23 protein-coding genes, 2 pseudogenes and 1 riboswitch are annotated in these 23933 nt (G+C 70.9%); of the genes and pseudogenes, 11 read left to right on the top strand and 14 right to left on the bottom strand.

What is annotated here, in order from left to right; genetic code table 11:
- The first annotated feature begins 58 nt into the window (after positions 1-58).
- Genes AC0NH5_RS22990 through AC0NH5_RS22980 form a run of 3 tightly spaced genes read left to right on the top strand, consistent with a single transcriptional unit; the run spans position 59 to position 4889 of the window.
- On the top strand, positions 59-3082 hold the full coding sequence (locus AC0NH5_RS22990) for a DEAD/DEAH box helicase (protein WP_474407207.1): 3024 nt from the start codon (positions 59-61) through the stop codon (positions 3080-3082).
- Positions 3083-3901 carry an SWIM zinc finger family protein gene (locus AC0NH5_RS22985; protein WP_474407204.1) on the top strand — a complete coding sequence of 273 codons (819 nt, stop codon included), beginning with the start codon at positions 3083-3085 and terminating at the stop codon, positions 3899-3901.
- A gap of 31 nt (positions 3902-3932) precedes the next feature.
- Entirely contained in the window at positions 3933-4889 is a 957-nt protein-coding gene (locus AC0NH5_RS22980) for an aldo/keto reductase (protein ID WP_474407202.1), read from the top strand.
- Between the two features lie 51 nt (positions 4890-4940).
- Here AC0NH5_RS22980 and AC0NH5_RS22975 read toward each other — a convergent pair whose 3' ends face one another.
- The 3 genes and pseudogenes from AC0NH5_RS22975 to AC0NH5_RS22965 form a co-directional block, all read right to left on the bottom strand.
- Complete coding sequence (locus tag AC0NH5_RS22975) at positions 4941-6458, bottom strand: hypothetical protein (protein WP_474407199.1); 1518 nt, start codon at positions 6456-6458, stop codon at positions 4941-4943.
- Positions 6459-6538: 80 nt separating this feature from the next.
- The gene (locus AC0NH5_RS22970) at positions 6539-7390 is read right to left on the bottom strand and encodes a menaquinone biosynthetic enzyme MqnA/MqnD family protein (RefSeq protein WP_474407196.1); all 852 of its coding nucleotides are present in this window, start codon (positions 7388-7390) and stop codon (positions 6539-6541) included.
- 160 nt (positions 7391-7550) lie between these two features.
- Positions 7551-7702, bottom strand: a pseudogene (locus AC0NH5_RS22965) (ArsR family transcriptional regulator); the annotation flags it as partial.
- A 202-nt stretch (positions 7703-7904) separates the two neighbouring features.
- On the opposite strand from AC0NH5_RS22965, the gene AC0NH5_RS22960 reads away from it, so the two are divergent.
- Together AC0NH5_RS22960 and AC0NH5_RS22955 are read left to right on the top strand one after the other, a co-directional pair.
- Positions 7905-9917, top strand: a complete 2013-nt coding sequence (locus tag AC0NH5_RS22960) for a HelD family protein (protein ID WP_474407194.1) — start codon at positions 7905-7907, stop codon at positions 9915-9917.
- Positions 9917-10783: an LLM class flavin-dependent oxidoreductase gene (locus AC0NH5_RS22955; RefSeq protein WP_474407192.1), complete on the top strand. Its 867-nt coding sequence runs from the start codon at positions 9917-9919 to the stop codon at positions 10781-10783. Before AC0NH5_RS22960 ends, AC0NH5_RS22955 begins: the two co-directional genes overlap by 1 nt.
- Before the next feature lie 15 nt (positions 10784-10798).
- On the opposite strand, the gene AC0NH5_RS22950 is transcribed toward AC0NH5_RS22955, so the two are convergent.
- Positions 10799-11221: a GNAT family N-acetyltransferase gene (locus tag AC0NH5_RS22950; protein ID WP_474407190.1), complete on the bottom strand. Its 423-nt coding sequence runs from the start codon at positions 11219-11221 to the stop codon at positions 10799-10801.
- A 194-nt stretch (positions 11222-11415) separates the two neighbouring features.
- On the opposite strand from AC0NH5_RS22950, the gene AC0NH5_RS22945 reads away from it, so the two are divergent.
- From AC0NH5_RS22945 to AC0NH5_RS22925, 5 genes are read left to right on the top strand one after another with little or no spacing between them, the layout of a single operon-like run.
- A complete protein-coding gene (locus tag AC0NH5_RS22945; RefSeq protein WP_474407188.1) occupies positions 11416-12042 on the top strand; it encodes a transporter in 627 nt (208 codons plus the stop codon).
- The gene (locus AC0NH5_RS22940) at positions 12039-12404 is read left to right on the top strand and encodes a winged helix-turn-helix domain-containing protein (RefSeq protein ID WP_474407185.1); all 366 of its coding nucleotides are present in this window, start codon (positions 12039-12041) and stop codon (positions 12402-12404) included. Before AC0NH5_RS22945 ends, AC0NH5_RS22940 begins: the two co-directional genes overlap by 4 nt.
- The gene (locus tag AC0NH5_RS22935) at positions 12385-13263 is read left to right on the top strand and encodes an ABC transporter ATP-binding protein (protein WP_474407183.1); all 879 of its coding nucleotides are present in this window, start codon (positions 12385-12387) and stop codon (positions 13261-13263) included. Before AC0NH5_RS22940 ends, AC0NH5_RS22935 begins: the two co-directional genes overlap by 20 nt.
- An 11-nt stretch (positions 13264-13274) precedes the next feature.
- Positions 13275-14015, top strand: a complete 741-nt coding sequence (locus AC0NH5_RS22930) for an ABC transporter permease (protein WP_474407181.1) — start codon at positions 13275-13277, stop codon at positions 14013-14015.
- A 52-nt stretch (positions 14016-14067) separates the two neighbouring features.
- On the top strand, positions 14068-14829 hold the full coding sequence (locus tag AC0NH5_RS22925; RefSeq protein WP_474407179.1) for a VOC family protein: 762 nt from the start codon (positions 14068-14070) through the stop codon (positions 14827-14829).
- Positions 14830-14885: 56 nt separating this feature from the next.
- Here the strand turns inward: AC0NH5_RS22925 and fliQ are convergent, their stop codons facing one another.
- From fliQ to mqnE, 9 genes are all read right to left on the bottom strand, one after another.
- Positions 14886-15155, bottom strand: a complete 270-nt coding sequence (fliQ, locus tag AC0NH5_RS22920) for a flagellar biosynthesis protein FliQ (protein WP_474407176.1) — start codon at positions 15153-15155, stop codon at positions 14886-14888.
- An 83-nt stretch (positions 15156-15238) separates the two neighbouring features.
- Complete coding sequence (locus tag AC0NH5_RS22915) at positions 15239-16006, bottom strand: ABC transporter ATP-binding protein (protein WP_474407175.1); 768 nt, start codon at positions 16004-16006, stop codon at positions 15239-15241.
- A 25-nt stretch (positions 16007-16031) separates the two neighbouring features.
- The gene (locus tag AC0NH5_RS22910; RefSeq protein ID WP_474407173.1) at positions 16032-17081 is read right to left on the bottom strand and encodes a FecCD family ABC transporter permease; all 1050 of its coding nucleotides are present in this window, start codon (positions 17079-17081) and stop codon (positions 16032-16034) included.
- A complete protein-coding gene (locus AC0NH5_RS22905; RefSeq protein ID WP_474407171.1) occupies positions 17078-17998 on the bottom strand; it encodes an ABC transporter substrate-binding protein in 921 nt (306 codons plus the stop codon). The genes AC0NH5_RS22910 and AC0NH5_RS22905 overlap by 4 nt, the downstream gene beginning before the upstream one ends.
- Before the next feature lie 82 nt (positions 17999-18080).
- A riboswitch (cobalamin riboswitch) is annotated at positions 18081-18229 on the bottom strand.
- A gap of 4 nt (positions 18230-18233) precedes the next feature.
- On the bottom strand, positions 18234-18902 hold the full coding sequence (gene lepB / locus AC0NH5_RS22900) for a signal peptidase I (protein ID WP_474407170.1): 669 nt from the start codon (positions 18900-18902) through the stop codon (positions 18234-18236).
- Positions 18899-19219, bottom strand: a complete 321-nt coding sequence (locus AC0NH5_RS22895) for a PadR family transcriptional regulator (RefSeq protein ID WP_474407167.1) — start codon at positions 19217-19219, stop codon at positions 18899-18901. The genes lepB and AC0NH5_RS22895 overlap by 4 nt, the downstream gene beginning before the upstream one ends.
- Before the next feature lie 80 nt (positions 19220-19299).
- Entirely contained in the window at positions 19300-19608 is a 309-nt protein-coding gene (locus tag AC0NH5_RS22890; protein ID WP_474407165.1) for a DUF4229 domain-containing protein, read from the bottom strand.
- 13 nt (positions 19609-19621) lie between these two features.
- Entirely contained in the window at positions 19622-20050 is a 429-nt protein-coding gene (locus AC0NH5_RS22885; protein ID WP_474407163.1) for a hypothetical protein, read from the bottom strand.
- A gap of 24 nt (positions 20051-20074) precedes the next feature.
- A complete protein-coding gene (mqnE, locus tag AC0NH5_RS22880) occupies positions 20075-21244 on the bottom strand; it encodes an aminofutalosine synthase MqnE (RefSeq protein WP_474407161.1) in 1170 nt (389 codons plus the stop codon).
- A 302-nt stretch (positions 21245-21546) separates the two neighbouring features.
- Between mqnE and AC0NH5_RS22875 the strand changes: the two genes are divergently transcribed.
- Entirely contained in the window at positions 21547-23208 is a 1662-nt protein-coding gene (locus AC0NH5_RS22875) for a C40 family peptidase (protein ID WP_474407159.1), read from the top strand.
- Between the two features lie 261 nt (positions 23209-23469).
- Here the strand turns inward: AC0NH5_RS22875 and AC0NH5_RS22870 are convergent.
- A pseudogene (locus AC0NH5_RS22870) lies at positions 23470-23933 on the bottom strand (hypothetical protein); the annotation flags it as partial.

Here is a 23933-nt window from a genome sequence, read left to right as displayed (position 1 = left end):
GGGTCACCGCCGGGCCCGGGTCCGGCGGCTAATCTCGACGGGTCTTCAGGGGGTGCGAGTGCTCGTCGTTCATGCCGGCTGGGTGCCCGGAGCGGGCCGCCCGGGCCGGTTGGTGCTCTGGGCCGAGGATCCGTCCCTGCCGCTGACCACCACTTCCCGGGCCAGGTCGCGCCCGCATCCGTTCGCCGCCTCCGGCGAGGCGATCATCGAGGCGCTCGGCCTGGCCGACGACTTCGGCCTTTCCGCGGGGTCCGGCCAGGTGCGCCTTCCGGGTACGCCACGCGGGCCCCTGCCCTCACCGGAGACCGCCGCGGAGGCCGCCGGCCGGGGCATCCGCCTCGGCGACTGGAGCGTGCCGCTGCTCACGGTGCCCGGCCGGTCCGCCACCGCGGTGCTCGCCACGCTGGCCGATCCCGACCCCGGCGCACCCTGGGTCGCCGGCTCCTCGCTGCGCTACCTGTGCCTGCTGGCCGGGTACGCGTGCGACCTGGCCGGGCGCGGCCGGATGCTCCCGCAGCTGGTGATCGAGGACCGGGTACCCGCCGCGCGCTGGCGTCCGGTGCTGACCGGTGCGGACACCGCCACCTATCGGGACTTCGCCGCCGGCATGCCCCCGGTGGTCCGGGCGGTGGACGCGGCCGACGGGCACCCGCTGGGGCGTACCGTGCGGGACGCTCTCGACTCGCTGCTCGACGGGGCCGCCCGCACGGTGCTGCCCGAGCGGCTGCTGGCCGGCCAGCGACCGGGGCCGAAGGCGGCCCTGCCGGACCGCTGGATCGCCGCGCTGACCGCGGACGACCCGGCCCTGCCCGGCGCCGCCGCGGGTGACGTCCAGGAGCTGCGCAAGGCGCTGGACGACTGGATGCGCGCCGCCAACCAGGCGAACGGCCCGATCCGCGTCAGCTTCCGGCTGATCGAGCCGGCGCCCGGTGAGGACGACTGGGGTCTGGAGTTCGCCGTCCAGTCGGCCGAGGACCCCAGCCTCTATGTGACCGCCGCCGACCTGTGGGCCGGTGAGCGGTTCCCCGGCCTGCCCCGGCGGCCCGACGAGACGCTGCTGGCCGGCCTGGGCCGGGCGGTACGCCTCTTCCCGCTCCTGCACGTCGCCCTGCTCGAGCAGCGGCCGGCCGCGATGCGGTTGACCACCGGCGAGGCGTACGAGTTCCTCCGCCAGGTCGCCCCGCTGCTCCAGGCCGCGGGCTTCGGCGTGCAACTGCCGACCTGGGCCGGACGCAAGGCGGTCGGGCTCAAGCTCACCACCCGGACCAAGTCCAAGGTCGCTTCGTCCCGGGCGGTCGCCGACTCCGGTTTCGGTCTCAGCGAGCTGGTCGAGTTCCGGCTCGACCTGGTGATCGGGGACGGTGCGGTGAGCGCCGGGGAGCTGGCCGAGCTGGCCCGGCTCAAGGTGCCGCTGGTGCGGGTCCGGGGGCAGTGGGTGGAGCTGGACGACCGGCAGCTGAAGGCGGCGCTCAAGGCGGTCGGCCGGCGCCGCGAGGGCGAGTTGACCGCCGGCGAGGTGCTCCAGCAGGTGGTCGACGGCGGCGAGGAGGATCTGCCGCTGGTCGAGGTGGACGCCGACGGGATGCTGGGTGACCTGTTGTCCGGGCAGGCGGCCGACCGGCTCAGCCCGATGCCGACACCGGACGGGTTCCAGGGGACGCTCCGGCCGTACCAGGAACGTGGTCTTTCCTGGCTGCATTTCCTCAGCCGCATCGGCCTGGGCGGCATCCTGGCCGACGACATGGGTCTCGGCAAGACCGCGCAGACCCTGTCGCTGCTGCTCACCGAGCGTCTCGGCGGGCCGGTCCGGCCGACGCTGCTGATCTGCCCGATGTCGCTGGTGAGCAACTGGCAGAAGGAGGCCGCCCGGTTCGCGCCGGCGCTGCGGGTCTATGTGCATCACGGCGGCACCCGGCAACGCGGGCCCGAGTTCGACGCCGCGGTGGCCGGGGCGGATCTGGTCCTCACCACGTACGGAACCGCGCTGCGTGACCTGGAGGCGTTGCGGAGCGTCACGTGGGGCCGGATGGTCTGCGACGAGGCACAGGCCATCAAGAACAGCGGCACCCGGCAGTCCCAGGCGGTCCGCGCCATCCCGGCCCGCACCCGGCTGGCGCTCACCGGCACGCCGGTCGAGAACCACCTGGCCGAGCTGTGGTCCATCATGGACTTCTGCAATCCCGGGCTGCTCGGCCCGGCGAAACGCTTCCGCCGCCGGTTCCAGGAGCCGATCGAGGCCCGCCAGGACGCCGACGCCACCGCCGCGCTGAAACGGGCGACCGGCCCGTTCGTGCTGCGCCGGCTGAAGACCGACAAGACCATCATCTCGGACCTGCCGGAGAAGAACGAGATGAAGGTGTGGTGTTCGCTCACACCGGAGCAGGCCACCCTTTATCAGGCCGTGGTCGAGGACATGCTGGCCGAGATCGAGAGCACCGAGGGAATCCAGCGGCGCGGCAACGTGCTGGCCGCGATGATGAAGCTCAAACAGGTCTGCAACCACCCCGCCCACCTGCTCAAGGACGGCTCCCGGCTGCCCGGTCGATCGGGCAAGTTGGCCCGCCTGGAGGAGCTGGCCGACGAGATCGTCGAGGACGGCGACAAGGCCCTGATCTTCACCCAGTACGCCGAATGGGGCACCCTGCTGCAGCCCTATCTCGCCGCCCACCTCGACCGCCCGGTGCTCTGGCTCCACGGTGGACTCAGCAAGGCGCGACGCGACGAGCTGGTCGAGCGTTTCCAGACCGAGAACGAGCCGATGCTGTTCCTGCTGTCGCTCAAAGCGGCCGGCACCGGTCTCAACCTGACCGCCGCCAACCACGTCGTCCACTTCGACCGGTGGTGGAACCCGGCGGTCGAGGATCAGGCCACCGACCGGGCGTTCCGCATCGGACAGTCACGCGACGTGCAGGTCCGCAAGTTCATCTGCACCGGGACGCTGGAGGAGAAGATCGACGCGATGATCGAGCGGAAGAAGGCGCTGGCCTCCGCGGTCGTCGGCACCGGCGAGCAGTGGATCACCGATCTCAGCACCGACCAGCTGCGGGAGCTGTTCTCCCTCGACCCCGCGGCGGTGAGCTAGGTGGCCGGGCGCTTCACGGAGTACGGCCGTCCGATCGAGGTGGACGGCGGCCTCGCCGTCCGGTCCAAACGCGGCAAGATCGGCGAGCAGTGGTGGTCGCGCCGGTTCGTCGACGTGCTGGAGGAGGTCTGCGACCCGGGCCGGCTGTCCCGCGGCCGGGCCTATGCCCGGAAAGGCCAGGTCATCGACTTCTCGCTGGCACCGGGCCGGATCCAGGCACGGGTGCAGGGCTCGCGCCCGCAGCCCTACCAGGTGAAGATCACGATCAGCCATTTCGACGAGGCACAGTGGAGCGAGGTGACCGAGCAGCTCGCGGCCCGCGCGCTGTACCGGGCGGCGCTGCTGGCCGGCGAGATGCCGCACGAGATCGTCGACCTCTTCACCGACCTGGGCCTGCCACTGTTCCCGTCCGAGTTGGACATCGACTGCTCGTGCCCGGACTGGGGCGTGCCGTGCAAACACGGCTCCGCCGTGCTCTACGTGCTGGCCGAGGCGTTCGACGACGATCCGTTCCTGGTGCTGGCCTGGCGCGGCCGCGCCCGTGACGAACTGCTCGACGCGTTGCGCGGCGCCCCGGAGCCAGACGAGGCGGCCGTCGACCCGTTCGCGGTGGACGAGGAGCCGCTGGACGCCCGGCTGGCCGACTTCTATGCCCCCGCGATCAGCCTCGGCCGGCTGCGGGAGCGCCCGCCGCGCGGGGCCACCCCGCCGGAGCTGTTGCTGCGGGCTCTCGATCCGCCGCCGGTGAAGGTCCGGCACATCCCGCTCGTGGACGTGCTCCGGGCGGCCTACCGCGACCTGAACAAGGACGAGGAGTGATCAGCGACGCGCGGCGGAATAGGGTCGGCACATGAGTGAGATGAGCTACCGCCGCCTGGGCGACTCGGGCCTCGTGGTGTCCGTGATCGGCATCGGCTGCAACAACTTCGGCCGCAAGCTGGACGCCGACGGGACCCGGGAAGTGGTCGACGCCGCACTCGACGCCGGCATCACGCTGTTCGACACCGCCGACATCTACGGCACCCCGCACGGCACCTCCGAGCAGCTGCTCGGCGCCGCGCTCAAGGGCCGCCGCGACGAGGTCGTGCTGGCGTCCAAGTTCGGCATGGACATGGCGGGCCTCAACGGCCGCGACTTCGGCGCCCGCGGCTCCCGGCGCTACATCGTCCGTGCGGTCGAGGCGTCGCTGCGCCGGCTGGAGACCGACTACATCGACCTTTACCAGATGCACCAGCCGGACCCGGCCACCCCGATCGAGGAGACGCTCGCCGCCCTCGACGACCTGGTCCGCTCGGGCAAGGTGCGGTACCTGGGCAACTCCAACTTCTCCGGGTGGCAGATCGCCGACGCCGACTGGACCGCGCGCACCGGCAACCTGACCCGGTTCGTCAGCGCACAGAACCAGTACAGCCTGCTGCACCGCGAGGTCGAGGCCGAGGTGGTGCCGGCCTGCGAGCAGTTCGGCCTCGGGTTCCTGCCGTTCTTCCCGCTGGACTCGGGTCTGCTCTCCGGGAAGTACCGGCGCGGGGAGAAGCCGCCGGCCGGCACCCGCCTCGCACAGGATCGCTACCAGCGCTGGATCGACGGTGCGGACTGGGATGCGATCGAGGCGCTCACCGCGTACGGCCAGGAACGGGGTCGTACCCTGCTCGAGGTGGCCATCGCGGGTCTGGCCGCCCGGCCCGCGGTGACCAGCGTGATCGCCGGCGCGACCACCGCCGAGCAGGTGCAGGCGAACGCGGCAGCGGGTTCCTGGCAACTCGGTGCGGCAGACGTCGCCGCGCTGGACGCGCTGCTGGAGCGCTGAGCCCGAACGACGGAGGGCCGGACGACGCCCGGCCCTCCGTTCCCGGAGAAATCAGTCCACGACGGTCAAGATCTGCCTGCGGCGCGCCATTCGGTACGCGACAGCGCCCACCACCAGCAGCAGAGCACCGCCCGCCGCGACCAGTCCGGCCGGGGCGCCGGTGATCGGCAGCCCAGCGCCCGCGCCGCCGCCGGTCAGCTCGACCGTGAAGGCGGCGGTGTCGTTGCCGTGCCTGGTGTCCTGCACACCGCCGTGCGCGGTGACCTTGCCGGCCCGGTGCTCGCCGTCGAGGATCTCCCCGGTGAAGCTGAACAGGCTCTTCTCGCCCTTCTGCAGGCCGAAGACCATGCAGACGAAGTCGCGCCCGCGCGGGTTCGGATAGAAGACTTCGTCGTCGGTCAGCTCGTCGGGCGACGTCCCGGGCACACACCGCTCGTCCACCTCGAGCAACTCGATCCCGGTGGGAATCCGCACGCGCACATAGGGCAGGTTGTCGACCGACGGCGGCACGACGCCGGTCGGCCCGAGGTTCTGCACGCCGGCCCTGGCAGTCCGCGTGTCACCGATCGCGCCCCGGAAGACACCACCCACCGCCGCGCTGTCCGCGGCCGACTTCGGCAGCGACACCGTGAAGTCGGTGTAGTTGTCGTCCTCGTTGAGGTCCTCGACCGGCTCCGGCTCACCGGCCGACGCCGTGGCGGCCGCCTCCAGCTTCAGCACCGCGCCCTTCGCCCCGGCCGTGCGGGCGGCGAAGCCGAAGACGTACTTCTCGCTGAGCCCGACGACCCCCGCAATGATCGGGTACTCGAACGGGCCGGGCGCGTCCGCTGCGGCCTTGATCGTCAGCGGTGTCTCCGCCGGCAGCGTGAACGTGCCACCCCCGGTGACCGGCTCGTTGAAGACGCAGATGAGCCCGCCCAGCTCCGCTTCCCGTTCGCAGTTGCGGTAGTTCAGCACCGGCTCGACAGCGTTGCCGTACAACGGCAGGACCAGCAGGCCGACCGCCTTCACGTCCTGGTTCCCGGTGTTGCGCACCACCACCGGCACCTCGGCGGACCTGCCCCGGCCCAGCTGCAGGTTCTTGATGTCGCCCATCTCCAGGTCGACGCCGCCCTTCGCGGTCCGCACCACCGCGATGTCGGCCGCGTAGTTGGTCAGGCCGCCGATGACGGTGGCGACCGGCAACACCAGCACCGGCGACGACCCGGCCGGCGTGGACGGCCGCACGGTGAACTTGACGACCTTCCGCTCGCCGGTCCGGAAGTCACCGAGCTCGCAGCTGGTCTCCCGGCATCCGGCGGGCGCCGTGAACCCCAGGTCGCGGCTCAGCGGCTTCTTCGGGTCACCGAACTGCAGGACGACGTTCTCGGCCGGGCCGCCGACGTTGATGAGCTCGAGCTTGACCGTCTTCGACTGGCCGGTGATCACCGTCACCGTCTCCGGCCCGAGGAAGCCGACCAGCGGCATGTCGAGCTGGTCGGCCTGCGCCGGCAGAGCCGTTCCGGCGAGGGCGAGGATGCCGATCACCGCGGGTACGGCGAGACGGCGGAACAGGGCAGGCAGACGCATGGGCACCGACTTCAGGTTCGTGGAGGTCCGAGGATCCTAAAGCCCGCCACCCACAAGATCAAAGCCTGCTTGACCAGGGATTACACATCCGCGAACAGGGGGCCGTCATCGGGCAGCGAGGGCACTTCACCCCGATCGGCGGCACGGCGGGCGAATTCACGCACCCCGGCGATCTGCCGCTCACCCAGCGAGAAGTCCAGCGCCCGGAAATAGTTGGCGAGCGTCGCCGCGTCGAACGGCTCCCACCGGGCCGCCGCCTCGGCCACGTCGTCCAACTCGCCGAGACACAGGTCCCGGGACCGCTGGAACGCCTCGTGCACATCCTTGACCAGGCCCGGATGCGCGGCGGCGAACTCCCTGCGGACCGCCCACACCGCGAAGACCATCGGCAGGCCGGTCCACTCCCGCCACGCCTCGGCCAGGTCGATCACCTGTAGCCCGAGGGCGGGCGCCTCGTACATCGCCCGCAGCGCCGGATCACCGATCAGCACGCCGGCGTCGGCCTCCATCAGCATCTGCGACAGGTCGGGCGGGCAGCGGAAATACTTCGGCTCCGCCCCGTACCTCTCGGTCAACAGCATCTGCGCGAGCATCACCCCGGTCCGCGAGGTGGAACCCAGCGCGACCGGACGCCCGTCCAGCTCGGCCGGCGGCCGGGTCGACACCAGATTGACCGACAGCACCGGCCCGTCACTGCCCACCGCCAGGTCGGGCAGCAGCACCAGCTCCTCGCTGTGCCGCAGGTACTCCACCAGCGTGATCGGCCCGATGTCCAGATCACCGGCCACCAGCGCCGCGCTGAGCCGCTCCGGCGTGTCCTTGTGCAGATCCACGTCGAGCAGGGCGCCCGACCGCATCAGCCCCCAGTAGATCGGCAGACAGTTGAGGAACTGGATGTGCCCGACCCTGGGCCGACGGACGCTGTCGCTCATCCTGCGACGTTATCCCCAGCCCGCGACGCCGCCCTGCTCCGGCGACCCACACGTGGCTCATGTCGCATCAGCGGCAGACAGGCGGCGGCCGCCGGCAACCCCATCACGCCCGCACCCGCGACCAGCGCCCGAGGCTCGAACTGCTCGGCCAGCGGGCCCGCGCTGGTGCTGCGCCACAGCCGCTCCCGCCCGCCCCCGGCTCGGCGCCTGCTCGACCAGCCCGCACTTCGCCGGCTCCCGCAGGTGATAGCTGGTCGCGCTCGGCGACAGCCCCACCAGCCCAGCACACTGGGTAGCGGTCACCGCCTCCCCGGTCGCGATATCGCACGGTATCCCTGGGCGCCGCCGCAGAGCGTGCCGTAATTCGGTAGCGGGGCGGCGGCCTGATCCGTAACGTGGAGGGCCGCTTGACGGCCGTGGTGAGCATGCACCGCAGCGGACGTCCCCGCGCCGTGGGGCGGCCGACCCGCCTGACGGATACGCGAGCAGCAGCCTTCGACCAGCCCGTTTGAGGATGACCGTGCCTGCCGCTGACCTGGACACCGAACTAGCCGCCGAACGTCACCACCTGACCGGCTCCCGGGCGGCGCTGCGCCGCATGCGGGACCGGGCCCAGTCCCTCTTCGCCACCGGTGACAAGGTCGCCGGGGACGCCTACACCGCCGAGCAGCTGGGCCGGCACATGGCCCGGCGGGTGAAGGAGCTGGCCGACGACCCGGACACTCCGCTGTTCTTCGGGCGCCTCGACATCGACCGGGTCGCCTATCACGTGGGCCGCCGGCACGTCACCGACGACGCGGGCGAGCCGATGGTGCTGGACTGGCGTGCGCCGCTCTCCCGGTCGTTCTACCGGGCCAGCGTCCGCGACCCGCAGGGCGTCGCCGTCCGGCGCCGGTTCGGGTTCGTCAAGGGCGAGCTGACCAGCTTCGAGGACGAGCACCTGGACCGCGGCGAGGAGCTGGGCACCAGCAGCCGCATCCTGACCGCGGAGATCGAGCGGCCGCGCGTCGGGCCGATGCGGGACATCGTCGCGACGATCCAGCCGGAGCAGGACGAGCTGGTCCGCGCCGAGCTGGGTGACTCGATCTGCGTGCAGGGCGCGCCCGGCACCGGGAAGACCGCGGTCGGCCTGCACCGCGCCGCCTACCTGCTCTACCTGCACCGGGAACGGCTGCGCCGCTCGGGCGTGCTGATCGTCGGGCCGAACACCGCCTTCCTCTCCTACATCTCGGCGGTGCTGCCGACACTGAGCGAGGTGGAGGTGCAACAGTCCACTCTGGAGGAGCTGATCGACCGGGCGCCGGTCAAGGCCGTCGACACGGCGCCGGCTGCGTTGATCAAACATGACGTACGCATGGCGGAGGTGCTCCGCCGAGCCCTGTGGGACCGGATCGGCAAACCGGCCGAGCCCATCATGGTCTCGGACGGCTCCTACCGTTGGCGGATCGACGTCGAGCCGCTGCGCCGGATCGTCGATGAGGCACGCCGGGACGGCCTGCCCTATTCGGTCGGCCGCGAACGTGTCCGGGCCCGGGTGGTGGGCCTGTTGCAACGCCAGTCGGAGTACCGCAGCGGCAACTCACCGAGCGAGTCCTGGCTGCGCAAGATGAGCAAGATTGCGCCGGTGACCGGGTTCCTGGAAGCGTGCTGGCCGGCGGTCACCCCGGAGTCGCTGGTCGCCGGCGTGCTGACCGATCCGTCGGTGGCCGGTGACCTGCTCAGCCACCAGGAGCAGGAGGCGATCCGCTGGGCGAAACCGCCGAAGACGGTGAAGTCGGCCCGGTTCACCGTGGCCGACCTGCTGCTGCTGGACGAGGCCGCCGGGCTGCTGGAACGGGAGACCAGTTTCGGTCATGTGGTGATCGACGAGGCGCAGGACCTGTCTCCGATGCAGGCGCGTGCCCTGGCCCGCCGCAGTGAGCACGGCTCGATCACGCTGCTCGGTGACCTGGCACAGGGCACCGCGCCGTGGGCCACCACGGACTGGGCGGAGATCCTTCGTCACCTCGGGAAGCCGGACGCCCCGGTGGTTCCGCTGACCGTCGGTTTCCGCGTACCGGAGGCGGTGGTGACCCTGGCCAACCGTCTGCTGCCGGCGCTCGGCGTGAACGTGCCGGCGGCGGTCTCGCTGCGCCGCGACGGCGATCTGGCTGTCATCGGCGTGCCGGCGACCGGCGATCTGGATGCCCGGACGATCGCCGAGGTCACCGCCGCGCTGAGGCACGAGGGCTCGGTCGCGGTGATCGCGGCGGACACCGCGGTGGGCCGGCTGCGTGAGCAACTCACGGCCGCGGGGATCGATCACGCGACGCCCGACGAGGTGGAGACCGAGGCGCGCGTCATGGTGGTGCCGGCCACGATTGTCAAGGGCCTGGAGTACGACCATGTCATCGTCCACGAGCCGGCCGACATCGTGGCCGCCGAGCCGAAGGGCCTGAACCGGCTCTACGTGGTTCTCACCCGGGCGGTCACCAGGCTTTCCGTTCTGCACGCCGAACCGCTGCCCGATGCTCTTAAGATCGCCTGATGCCCCGTATCGGAGTGATGTTCGACCGCGACCGCGCCCCCGAGGACCTGCCCGCTTTCGCCGCCGCCGCGGAGGAGGCGGGCGCCGACGACCTGTGGGTGGTCGAGGACCTGAGCTGGGCCGGATCGATCAGCTCGGCCGCGTTCGCCCTGGCCGCCACCCGCCGGGTCCGCGTCGGCATCGGCATCGCCCCGGTGCCGTTGCGCAGCCCGGCGCTGCTCGCGATGGAGTTGGCGACCCTGGCCCGCGTGCATCCGGGTCGCCTGGTGGCCGGGGTCGGGCACGGCGTGGCGGAGTGGATGCGCCAGCTGGGTGTGGAGCCGAAGTCGAAGCTGGCGATGCTGGCGGAGAGCATCACGGTGGTCCGCGGCATGCTGCGCGGCGAAACCGTGTCGGTGGACGGCCGCGAGGTGCACATCGAGGGCGCCTCGCTCGTGCACCCGCCGGCGGTGGTTCCGCCGATCGTCACCGGCGTGGTGCGGCAACGCTCGCTGGAGCTTTCCGGGCGGGTCGCGGACGGGACGATCCTCGCCGAGGGCAACGGACCGGCCGAGATCAGCGCGGCGCTGGAGCACATCCGCCGCGGCGGCGCCGGCGCCGAGCACGAGCTGATCGCTTTCGTGTACCTGCACGTCAGCGACGATCCGGCGGCCGCACGCCAGGTCACCGGTGAGCTCGTGGCAGGCCAGGCGGCGTGGCTGGGCAAGCCGGCGGACGAACTGTTCACGATGATCGGGCCGGCCGGCGAGATCAGCGGCAAGGTGCAGGCCCTGGTGGATGCCGGGGTGGGGACGATCGTGCTGCGACCGCTGGGCTCCGACCCGATCGCGGAGACTCGCACGGCGCTGGCGGCTCTCGGCCGCTGAGCCGGCTCCGCCCGCTCAGAGCGGTTTCACCCAGCGCGACCAGTCGTCCTGCCGGCGATATCCGTGCGCGGCCCAGATCCGGTGCGCCACGGCGTTCCCGTCGAGGACCATCGCGTCCACGCGGGTGCCGCCGAACTGCCGGAACCGCTCCTCGGCGGCCGCGATCAGCTGGCCGCCGAGGCCTTCCCGGCGCCGCCCCGGCGCGACCGCCAGCCGGTAGAGGTGACAGCGCCAGCCGTCCCAGCCCGCGATCACCGTCCCGACGATCTCGTCGCGGTCCACCGCGAGGATCAGCGCTTCCGGGTCGCGCCGGTGCATCGCCTCGACGGCTGCCGTGGTGTCCGCCGGGCGGCTCTCGTTCTCCGCCGCCGCCTGCCAGAACTCCAGGACCGCAGCGAGTTCGCCCGGCATCGCACCCCGCAAGATCACATCACCCATCCCCCCACGGTAGACAGTCGGTCCTGTACTGCCCTCTCCCCGGCCGGCTTCCAGGGCTGCACGCTTGGGGACCAGCCCGAGTCACCCGCGCCCGCACGCAGCCGGACCCGCCGATGGCGTGCGTTTCGGAGGTCGGCGACGCTAGTCAGCTTTATGGCACAAAGTTCTTTGACTTTGTGCCGTAAAGTCGAAGCATGACATCGATCGATGACGAGTTCGACGACCCGGCTGAGGCGCTCCGCGTGATCGAGCGCGAGCAGGCCACCGTCGAGCGCGAGCTCACCCCCGACCCGCGGTGGATGTATTGGCCGTGGGGCATCGCCTGGCTGGTCGCCTCGATGCTGTTCTTCCTGCGTTACGGTCCGGACGGCCGGGTCTTCGTCGACATGCCCGACTGGCTGCCGCTGGTGACCCTGGCCGGGCTCAGCATGATCGCCGGCGCGATCACCGGCATCGTCGGTGCCCGGTCCGGCCGGCAGGTCGACGGGCCGAGTGTCCAGCGCGGCGCGATGTACGGGATCAGCTGGTCGGTCAGCTTCACCGGACTGGCCATCGTGTTCAGCCGGCTCAGCCCCGAGCTGCCGGACGAGTTGATGGGCATTCTCTGGGCCGGCGGCATGGTGGCGCTGGTCGGCGCCCTCTACATGGCCGGCGCCGCGATCTGGGGTGATCGCACGATGTTCGTGCTCGGCGCCTGGATCAGCGTCGTCAACGCGATCGGTGTCCTGATCGGACCGGGCTGGCACGCGCTGGTCCTGTCGATCGCGGGCGGTGGCGGACTGCTGATCGCCGGTCTGATCGCGTGGCTGCGGCTGCGATGAGCGACGACACCCTGCCGACCGGCGAGGAGATGCTGCCCGATCTCGACCCGGTCATTCACGCCCAGGCGCGACTCCGTGTCGTCTCCGCCCTCTCCACGCTCAACGAGGGCGACCGGATCGCCTTCCCGCGACTGCAGGAGATCCTCCGGATGACCCCGGGCAACCTCTCGGTCCACCTCCGCAAGCTGGAGGACGCCGGCTATGTCGAGGTCACCAAGACGCATCGGGGCCGCACGCCGGCGACTCTGGTCCACCTCACCCGTCGCGGCCGGCTGGCCTTCGACGACTACGTGATCGCCCTGCGCACGCTGCTGGGACCGAGCGAGAACCGGGGACAGAATCATGATCCAGGCACGCGCTGACAACGTCACCCGCCGCTACGGCACCACCCTCGCCCTCGACAGCGTCGACTTCGAGGTCCGGGCCGGCGAGCTGGTCGGTCTGCTCGGCCCGAACGGCGCCGGCAAGACCACGCTGGTCAACATGCTGACCGGGATCCGGCGGCCGACCTCCGGCCGGGTCGAGCTGTGCGGCCGGGATCCCCGCGACCCGGCCGGACGGCGCACGCTCGGCGTCACCCCGCAGGAGACCGGCCTGCCGGCTTCGCTGCGGGTGGGCGAGGTGGTCGATTTCGTCCGGGCGCACTACCCCGACCCGCTGCCCCGCGCCGAGTTGCTGGACCGCTTCGGGCTGACCGACCTGGTCCGGCGGCAGACCGGCGGACTCTCCGGCGGCCAGAAGCGCCGCCTCGCGGTGGCCCTGGCCTTCGCCGGCCGGCCCAGCATCGTATTCCTGGACGAGCCGACCACCGGACTGGATGTGGAGGCCCGCCGATCCCTGTGGGAAGGCGTGCGCGCTTTCCACGACGAGGGCGGCACGGTCGTGCTGACCAGCCACTATCTGGAGGAGATCGAGGCGCTGGCCCGCCGGGTGGTGGTGCTGGCGAACGGCCGGGTGCTCGCCGACGACACCGTGGACGCGGTGCGTGGGCTGGTCGGGATGCGCCGGGTCAGCCTGACCTCACCCGTACCCCTGCCTGATCTTGAAGGCCTGGTGAGCGCCGAGCGTGCGGGTGACCGCTTGCATCTGCTGACCGCGGATGCTGATCAGCTGGTCCGTGATCTGGTCTCGCACGACGTCGCGTTCCGCGACCTGGAGGTGCGCCCCACCTCGCTGGAGGAGGCGTTCCTCGCCCTGACCCGCTCGCCCGTCGCCGCCTGATCGGAGCCGTCATGTCCTCGCTCGCGCTGACCCACGCCAAGTTCCAGATCATCGAGATGATCCGGATCCCGATCGCGGTGATCGGCACCGCGTTCTGGCCCGCCGCGTCGATGCTCGCGTTCGTGGTGCCGTTCGCCGGTGACGATCCGGTGGCCGCGACCTACGCCACCGCCTCGATGGTGACGTTCGCGGTGATGAGCACGTTCCTCTTCCAGTTCGGCATCGGCGTCTCCGAGGATCGCGCGCAACCGTGGGATCCGTTCGTGCGGACGCTGGCCGCCGGTGCCGGACCCCGGTTCGCCGGCCGGATCCTGACCGGCCTGACGATGATGGGTGTGGCCCTCGGGCCGGTCATCCTGATCGCCGCGCTGTTCACCGAGGCCACCATGTCGCCGGCCGAGTTCCTCACCACCGTCGTGGTGACCGCCGGCATCTCACTGCCGTTCGTCCTGATGGGGCTGGCAGTCGGTTACTCACTGCCGCAGAAGGCCGCGATCGTGGTCGCACAGGTGCTGTTCCTGCCGCTCGCGTTCGGTGGCGGGCTGATGAGCCCGCCCGGCGGCGCACCCGGTTTCATCGAGGACATCGCCCCCTACCTGCCGACCGGCGGCGCGGTGCGGCTGATGTGGGCGGCAGTCGGCGACTCACCGGTCGAGGTGTGGCCGACGGTCACACTGGTGGGCTGGACCGTGCTGTTCGCGGCCCTCGCGGTGTGGGCCTACCGGCGCGATGAGGGTCGCCGGTTCGGCTAGAAGAACGACAGTTTCATTCGTCTGGCGGCATGGAAATGCCACTATGCGATCCATGACCCCTCCGGTTCCCGGCGTTCCCAACTGGGTGGACCTGGCCACCGCGGACCTCGAGGACGCCATCCGGTTTTATACGACGATGTTCGGGTGGACCGCCGAGATCTCCGGTGACGACTTCGGCGGCTACACCACGTTCCTGCTCGACGGGCTGCCGGTGGCCGGCGCCGGGCCGCTCTTCGGGGAGGGCCAGCCGACCGCCTGGAGCACCTATTTCGCGACCGACGACGCCGACCAGGTGGCCGCCCGTGTCGAGATCGCGACCGGGAAGGTGCTGGTCGCGCCCTTCGACGTGGTGGACCAGGGCCGGATGTCGGCGTTCCTGGACCCGGCCGGCGCCCCGTTCAGCGTCTGGGAGGCCGGGATGATGCGCGGCGCCGAGGTCTTCGACCTGCCGGGCTCGCTGACCTGGGCCGAGCTGAACACCCGGGATCTGGAGGGCGCGATGGCGTTCTACGGCTCGGTGTTCGGCTGGACGTTCCGGGACGCGCTGGTCAGCAACTCGCCGTACGTGATCTGCGAACGCGGGCCCGCCGCGGTGGCCGGCATCCAGCTGATGGCCGGCAGCGCCTGGCCGGACGACCTGCCGGCGCACTGGCGGGTGTACTTCGCGGTGGCGGACTGCGATGCGGCGGCCCAGCACGCGTACGCGCTGGGCGGCCGGATCGTGCACCCGCCCACGCCGATCTCGGTGGGGCGGTACGCGCTGATCGAGGATCCGCAGGGCGGGACGTTCGCCGTCCTGGCCGGCGGACGCTGAGCGCAGGTCACGAAAAAGACCGCCCGGGGGCGGTCTTTTCTCGTGAACGAGAAGGGTCAGGCCAGCAGGGACGGGATCTTCTCGAACAGCTGTGTCGTGAACGTCATCATCTCGCGGAGCATCCAGTTGCCGGTCAGCAGCAGCGCCGCGCCGATCGCGATCGCCTTCGGGACGAAGGAGAGCGTGGCCTCCTGGATCTGAGTGACCGACTGGAACAGCGAGATCGCGAAACCGACGCCCAGGGCGGTCAGCAGCACCGGCGCCGACATCTTCGCCGCGACGTTCATGGCCTGCAGTCCGAGCTCCACCACCATCGTGTCCGTCATGCCAGTCTCTTCGACGACTTGAGGATTCCACGGAGTGCGAAACGGGGGTATCCAGGTTGCCGTACGGTTGCCGGCGCTGTTCATCAACCGCGGACGGCGACGACCAGCGGCCCGCGATCGCCCTCGATCACCCGCACCTTGACCCGGTAGTGCTCGGCCAGGATCTCCTCGGTGAGCACCTCGGCGGGCGTGCCGGCGGCGACCACCCGGCCGGCCGCCAGCAGCACCATGCGATCGGCGTACTCCCCGGCGGTGGAGAGGTCGTGCATGGTGGTGAGCACAGTCAGCCCACGTTCGGCGCGCAGCCGGTCGACCAGCTCCAGCACTTCCTGTTGATGGCCGATGTCCAGCGCGCTGGTCGGCTCGTCCAGCAACAGCACGCCGGCGCCCTGGGCGAGCGCGCGGGCCAGGAAGACGCGCTGACGTTCGCCGCCGGAGAGGGTGTCCAGGCGGCGCCCGGCGAACGGCGTGAGGTCGAGCGCGGCCAGAACGTCGTCGACGACGTCCAGGTCGGCGGCCGACTCGCGGCCGAGTGGTGGAACATAGGGGGTACGCCCCAGCAGCACATAGTCGAAGACCGGGATCGCGGGCGGCACCACCGGGGACTGCATGACCGTGGCGACCGTTTTTGCCCGTTCCCGCCGGTGCATCCGGTCGATCGGGGTGCCGTGCAGCCGGATCGTGCCCTCGAACGGGAGCAGGCCACCGATCGCCCGCAACGCGGTGGACTTGCCGGCGCCGTTCGGGCCGATGACGGTGACCCATTCGCCGTCGGCCACGTCGAGGTCGACACCGTCGACGATGAGCGTCCCGTCGAGCCGCACCGTGAGCCCGCTGACGTGCACGGTCATCCGGGCACCACCCAGCAGGTGCGGGTCATGCCGGCACCGCCCGGCTGGTGCGCAGGACAAGGATGAAGAAGGGCGCGCCGAGGAACGCGGTGACCACGCCGATCGGGATCTCCGCTTCGCCGCCCGCGGTCCGCGCCAGCAGGTCGGTCAAGGTCAGGAACGCGGCTCCGTACAGCAGCGAGAGCGGCAGCAACGACCGGTAACTGGGCCCGGTCAACAGGCGGATCGTGTGCGGCACGATGATCCCGACGAAACCGATCAGCCCGGAGACCGAGACGGCCGCCGCGGTGCCCAGGGACGCGGCGATGATCAGCAGGTACCGGCTGCGCTGCGGATGCAGGCCCAGGCTTTTCGCCTCGGCGTCGCCGACCGCCAGCACGTCCAGTTCGCGGCGCCGGGTCAGCACGATCACCCCGGTGATCACCACGTACGGCAGGATCACCAGCACGTCGTGCCAGCCCGCGGTGGCGAGCCGGCCGAGCAGCCAGGAGTAGACCAGCTGCAACGACTCGACGTTGCGTTGCAGCAGATAGGTCTGCGCCGCGGAGAGGAACGCGGAGACCGCCACCCCGGCCAGGATCAGCGAGGCCGGCGACCGTTCGCGGCCGCCGGCCGCCCCGAGCAACCAGGTGAGCGTCACCGCGATGATCGCCCCGGCGAAGGCGGCCGCGGGCACGCCGATCGGCAGCTCGGTCGGCACGGCCGCACCCAGCACGATGACCGCGGTGACGCCGAGGCCGGCGCCGGCCGCCACGCCGAGCAGGTGCGGATCGGCGAGCGGGTTGCGGAACGCGCCCTGATAGGCGGCGCCGGCCAGCGCCAGCATCGCCCCGACCAGCAGCCCGAGCACCACGCGCGGCAGGCGCAGCTGGAGCAGGATCGAGATCTCCCGCTCGGTCAGGCCGCTGTCCAGGCGTACCCCGGGAAGTTGATTGATCATCTCCAGCGCGACGCCGCCGGGCGGCAGCGGCACCGTCCCGAACGCACATCCGGCGATCGCCGCGACCAGCACGGTCAGCACGCCGGCCGCGAGCCAGGCCGGGCGCAGGCCGGCCGGCCTGCGCCGATCCGTCATGAGGGAACCTTGCCCACCGAATCCGCGACGGCCTGGACGAGATCGACGGTACGCGGGCCCCAGCGCGACGCGATGTCGTCGTCGAGCGGGTAGACCTGTCCCTTCTGGACCGCGGTGACCGCCGACCAGCCGCTGCGCGCCTTCACCGTGTCGGCGGACTGCTTGCAGCACTTCACGTCGGCCAGGAAGATCGTGTCCGGGTTCGCCTTGACCAGCGCCTCCTGCGCCATCTGCGGGTACCCGCCGAGCGCGCCGTCCGGATCGGCGGAATCGGCCACATTGGTCATGCCGAAGAGGGTGAAGACCGAACCGACGAAGGTCTTCGAGGTGGCGGTGTAGAGATCCGGGCTCAGTTCGTAGTAATAGCTGAGCGGCTTGCTCCGGGCGGGCACGGTCTTGACGATCCCGTCGATCTTCGCCGCCATGTCCGCGCTGACCTTCTCGGCCTCGGCCCGGTGACCGGTCAGCGTGCCGAGGTCGCCGATCTGCTGGTACGTGTCGTCCAACGATTTCGCGGCCGGGGTCAGGAGCACCGGAATATCCAGCTTGTCGAGTTGGGACACGATGTTGTCGGTGTCGTTGGAGAGCACCACGAGATCCGGGTCCTTCGCGGCGACCGCTTCAGCGTTCGGCTTGAAACCGGAGAGATCGGTCCGGGGCGCCTCGGCCGGGAAGCTCGACTGGTCGTCCACGGCTGTGACCTGCGGCCCCGCGCCGATCGCGAAGAGCATCTCGGTGGCGGTCGGGCTGAGCGAGACGATCTTGTCGGGCCGGGCGCCGAGAGTCACCGTTCCCACCGTGACCGGGTACGACGCACCGGCACCGGGTGCGGTGGCGGTGGGCTCCTGGCTGTCGCCGGCGCATCCGCCGAGCATCAGTACGGTGACCGCCGCAGCGGTGCTGAGCAGGCGTTTCATAGGTCCTCCTGTCGGCCGGGCTTGTGGTGCTTCGCCGACAGGAGCCAACGCCGGCCCCGCCCGCGAGGCGCCCCTCCCCGGGAGCGCTGAATCGCGACCGGCGCCCAGGCGACCTGGCTAGACCTCGAGAACGAGGGATCACAGTTGCGGGACAGCTCCGGTTTCTCACCGGCTTCGCTGCGGCGCGGTCAAGGAAACGCTAACCCACCGACCGGCCGCGGCGACATCTGCCCGTCTAGCCGATCCGTACGATTCGTCCTTCGACGGAATCCCGGCCGAACGTGCCCCAGTGCCGGGAATCTTGCGCGACGTCACGATTGTCGCCGAGGACATAGACCCCGCCGGCGACGACTGTGACCGGATCACATTCGGTCCGGGTTTCGGCGGCCAGGTAAGGCTCGTCGATCGGGGCGCCGTCGCGGAACACCCGGCCGTCCCGGCACTCGATCCGGTCGCCGGAGATGCCGATCACCCGTCGCTCGGTGGTGAACCCCGGTGTGCCGGGGACCGGGAGCACCACGATGTCACCCCGGTCGATGCCGGTCAGCCGGAAGGTGACCTTGTCCAGCACGTGCCGGCTGGCGGCGTCCATGGTGGGCTCCATGCCGGAACTGGGCACGTACTGCACGGTCAGCGCGAACTGGTCGATCAGCACGGCGGCGACGGCGAGAGACGCCGCCGCGGTGGCCAACTTCATGGGGGTACGCACGGACGCGTACCGCTCGCGGCCGGCCACCCGCAGGCCGCCCACGGCCCAGCGCAGCGCAGCGCGATTGCCGCTGATCTGATCGAACTCAGCCAGCACCGCTTCACCCCACGGTCCGCCGCGATTCCGGCGGCCGCGGACCGCGAAGGTGAGCAGGCGGCGGGTGGCGGCCCGGACCCGACCGTCGGCGGCGCTCATGCCGGCCGCACCCTGGACGCCGCTCCGGTCCTGCGGGACTTCGCCGCCGCCTCGGCCAGACGGGCCTTGGCCAGGGCGATCCCATCGCCGGTGAGCCGATAGGTATGCCGGGGTGGACGGCCGGGCTGGTCGGACGGCTCCCAGCCGGCCTCCAGGAGCCGTTGCTCCGACAGGCGCATGAGGATCGGGTAGAGGGTGCCGGAGGCGAGGCCGGTCTCACGGCTCAGGTCGTAGCCGTATCGCCAGGTCGCCGGTTGCTCGAGAAGGGCCTCGAAGAGCAGCAGGGTCTGCGGAGAGGCGTGCGGTGTTCGCGGCATACAGAAAGTCTACATAACTAGACTTACATGCGGTCAACAGTGCTTGTGGGTTGTTCGCGGGAAGCTCGGCCGCGACCGGGTCAGGCGGAACCGGTCTTCTTGACGGGCTTGGCGGTGGCCACCCGGTCGCCGGCGGCAGCCGCGTCCTCGTCACCGGCCAGCGCCGACCGCAGGCGCTCCTTCTCCGCCGCGCGGCGCTCGATCATCTCGCTGATCTGCTCGGACGTCTCGTCCCGCTGGCGGCGCAGGAACACCAGCGACAGGCCGGCCGACAGCACGAAGGCAACCATCATCTTGACCAGCAGGTTCAGCGGCACCGGCAGCAACGCGGTGAAGCAGACCGCGAACAGGCCGAGGCGACCGAGCGTGTACTTGACGGCGGGACTCATGATTTTCTCTCCCTCAGCCCGACCGGTGACTGAGCCACCGGAGGCCGTAGAACCAGACCAGGCAATAAACGACCGTACCGGTGGCCGCTCCGGCCGCACCGCTGACCAGCGCCGGCACGAAATCGGCGAGGAGGCCCGCGGCGGTCATCCCGGCGGCGACGCCGAACCCGGCGGCGAGACCGGTGACGATCACACGATTGGCGCCGAAGCCTTCCGCCCGGTATTCCTCGGTGAAGAGCCACACCGGCAGGATCAGCGCGAGCCAGCCGTTGGTGTCGCCGAACTTGCTGAGCCCGGTCAGCGACATCGCCGCCTCGAAGATCAGTAGCACCGCCAGGCCCGCGGCCAGCCCGGCGAACGCCGAGCCGAGCAGGTCGCCGATCGTTGCCAGCCGTCCACCGGCGTCCCGCCTGAGCCCCGGCACGTTGCGCTGCCGCATCATCGGATCACCCCCGGCCACACCGGCTCAGGCCCAGACCTTCTGCGGCTCGCTGCGGCGCTCGGCCAGCGAGGGCGCCCGCTCGTACTCCCGGACGACCTCGTATCGCGTGTTGCGCTCGACCGGCTGGAACCCGGCGTCCCAGATCAGGTGGAGCAGATCGTCGCGGTGCATCGTGTGCGGGGTCCCGTACGAGTCGGCGTCGTGGGTGATCTTGTATTCCACCACCGAGCCGTCCAGGTCGTCGGCCCCGAAGTTGAGCGAGAGCTGAGCGACCGAGAGGCCGTGCATGACCCAGAAGCACTTCACGTGCGGCACGTTGTCGAACATCAGCCGGGACACCGCGAACGTCTTCAGCGACTCGGCAGGCGCGGCCATCGTGGTGCGCTCCTGGATCCGGTTGCGGATCTTGCCGTCCTGCGAGTCGACGAAGTCGTGCTGGTAACGCAGCGGGATGAAGACGGCGAAGCCACCGGTCTCGTCCTGCAGCTCGCGCAGCCGCATGACGTGGTCGACCCGGTGCCGGTGCTCCTCGATGTGGCCGTACAACATGGTCGCCGGGGTGCGCATGCCCTTGGAGTGAGCCAGCCGGTGGATGCGCGACCAGTCCTCCCAGTGGCAGTTGTGGTCGACGATGTGCTGCCGGACCTCCCAGTCGAAGATCTCGGCGCCGCCGCCGGTCAGCGACTCCAGCCCGGCGTCCATCAGCTCGTCGAGGATCTCGCTCGCCGACAGGCCGCTGATCTTCTCGAACCACTGCACCTCGGTCGCGGTGAAGCACTTGAGCTTCACGTTCGGCAGGGCGGCCTTCAGCTCGCGCAGCACCTTGGGGTAATAACGCCAGGGCAGCGTCGGGTGCAGGCCGTTGACGATGTGCAGCTCGGTGAGCTGCTCGTCCTCCATCTCCTTGGCCTTGCGCACGGCCTCGTCGATGCGCATCGTGTACGCGTCTTTCTCGCCCGGTTTGCGCTGAAAAGAACAGTAAGCACAACTGGCGGAGCAGACGTTGGTCAGGTTGAGGTGCCGGTTGACGTTGAACATGACCCGGTCACCGTTCAACTCGGTGCGCCTGTGGTGGGCCAGCCGGCCGAGCCACGCCAGGTCGTCCGACTCGTAGAGCGCGATGCCGTCCGCGCGGGTGAGCCGCTCACCGGCATAGACCTTGGCCTCGAGCTCGCGCTTGCGTCCGGCGTCCATCGTCCGCCCCTTTCCGTCAACCTCGCCGTCGAGAGTACGTGCCACCTCTGACACCGGACACACGACGGGCACCGGCGCCAGCAGGCACAGCGCGAAGTCGAAAAATTCTCAGCAGGCTTTCACCTTCATTCGATCGACATCGGTGCTTCGGGTGGGGTATGAACTTTTAGGAACGACAAGCGACGGTCCCGACCGACGCGGACGGGGAGCTCATGTCAAAGGCACTGCGGCAAGGTTCACCGAACCCCTTACGCTTTGCACATGCGTGGCTTCGTCCTGTCGCGATCTCGGCGGCGACAGCCATGGCGATCGGTGCGCTCTTCCAGCCGATCCCGGCGATGGCCGCACCCACGACGCCTCCGGCCACCACCGCGCCCGCCGCGCCGGTCGGCGGCTCCGCTCCCGGCGCCGCCGGCGGAGCCCCCGTGCCGGACGCCGGCGCCCGCCCGGTGCAGCTCGGCGACCTGGTTCTCCCCGGCCGCCCGGTCAGCACCCCCAGTGCCTACACACCGACCGCGTCTCTCCCCGGCACCCCCGTCAGCCCGGTGGTGCAGCAGGTGGAGCGAAGCCGCGCCGAGATCGCGCAGCTCGGCGACCAGCTGATCCGGATCGGCCAGGATCGCGACATCGCGCAGGCTCAGGTCACCACCGCACGCCAGAAGATCACCGAGGCGCAGGCGGCGATCACGCAGGCCCGCACCGACGTGGACGAGGCGGCCGAGACCGCCATGCAGCAGGCGGCGGCCATGCCGCCCGGCACGCTCGACGCCGGTCTGCGCGACCTCGAAGCCCTGTCCCGCCTGCAGCGTGGCGACGTTCCGCCGGATCAGGGCGCCGCGCGCCGGCTCAGGGCGGCCGAGAGCAACCTGCAGGCGGCGACGGCCGAGCAGAACACCGCGAGCCAGCAGCTCTCCACCCTCTCCACGCAGTACACCCAGCTCAACGCGCAGATCACCACGAAACAGGCCGCACTGCAGCGACTCGAGCAGACGAACGCGGCCGAGCTCAACGCGGCGGAGACCACCGAGACCGCGGCCGACCAGCAGCTCGGCGCCGATTATCTGGCCGGTGAGGCCGACGGCCGGGGCGCCGACCCGCGCTCCTTGCAGGCGCTGCAGTTCGCCCTGGCCCAGCGCGGCGATCCCTATGTGTGGTCCGAGGAAGGCCCGGATCAGTACGACTGCTCCGGCCTGATGTACGCGGCGTACCGCTCGGTCGGCTTCCCGCTCGTCCGGGTCTCCCGCGACCAGTACTACCAGACCCGCAACAAGGTCGTGGACCGCTACTCGCTGCTCCCCGGCGACCTTCTCTTCTTCAGCTCCTCCAACAGCTGGACCGGCATTCACCACGTCGCGATGTACGCGGGCAGCGGCATGATGGTCGAGGCGCCCCGGAGCGGTTTGAACGTCCGGCTCGTGCCGGTCCGGTGGAGCCGGCTGTTCCAGGCGACCCGGATCTTCGGCTCGGTCGAGGGTGGCGCGGAGGCCCCGGACCTGGGCTCGCCCGACCCGGAGGAGCCCGGCACGGTGCGGCCGACCCCGTCGAAGACCTCGTCGCCGACGCCCAGGCCGACGAAGACGACCAACCCGCCCGCGGGGCCGAAGCCCCCGACCGGGACCACGCCGGCCAACCCCAACCCGTCGACGACCACGCCGAGCAACCCGAACCCGTCCACGACCACGCCGAGCAACCCGAACCCGTCCACGACCACGCCGACCAACCCCAACCCGTCGACAACCACGACCGCGCCGCCCACGACGCCGGTTCCCGACCCGACGACCACCACCCCCGCCTCGGGGGAGAACTCAGGGGCGCCCAGCGACTCGGCCTCCTCGTCACGGGCCACCTCGTCGGGTGGGGGTTCGTCCGGTTCGGCGGAGGCGTCCAGCGCCTCGTCCTCGGCGAAGGAGAGCTCGTCTTCCACGGCGGAGAAGCCTTCGGGGTCGGCTTCGTCCAGCGACTAGCCGACCGGCGGTCGGCCAGTCGGTCCGGCCTCGGTGGCGGACTACCGGCCGCCTACCCATCGGACCTGGGTAGCGACCCGGCCGAGTCCGATGCCGGGTGTGCTCACAGCGGCTGATGTGGCACGGTTAAGGTCAGCGCCCGGCGTCCGAACCGTCGGCAGCGGTGGTCGGGAGGACCCACATGGACGAGCAGCAGGCGACCCGGGACGGCGAGATCGGAACGCCGTCCGCCACGCGGCCGCCCGCGACGGACAGCGAGGGCTACGCGCCACCGCCGCCGCCCGCCCCGGGCGCGCTGTGGGCAGCCTCGTCGCCCGCTTCTGACCCGGCGCTCGCCTCGAGCCCGCCGGCCCCCGTCTCCAGCCCCCCGGCGCCCGTCTCCAGCCCCCCGGCGCCCGCCTCGAGCACTCCTGCGCCCGCCTCGAGCACTCCTGCGCCCGTCTCCAGCGCTTCAGCGCCTGTCTCCAGCCCGGCGGCCCCCTCCTCCAGCCCTTCGGAGCTCGCTGCCGGCAACGACAACGGCGGCGACTCGGTGAAAGCCACTGACGGCATCGACGGTGACGCGGCGAAGTCCACTCCCGGGACGGACAACGGCAGTTCCGGAAAGCCTGCGGACGACGGCGCACCGGCAAAGCTCGTGCCCGCTTCTGACAACGGCGGCTCGGCCCGGCCGATCTCCGCTGTTCCCGGCCCCGGCGCGGCTCGCGCGTCGGTTCCGGCCTCTT

It is taken from the genome of Actinoplanes sp. 13 (assembly GCF_056134165.1).
Note: the sequence above shows the minus strand (reverse complement) of the source record. Positions and strands in the feature narration are given on the sequence as shown.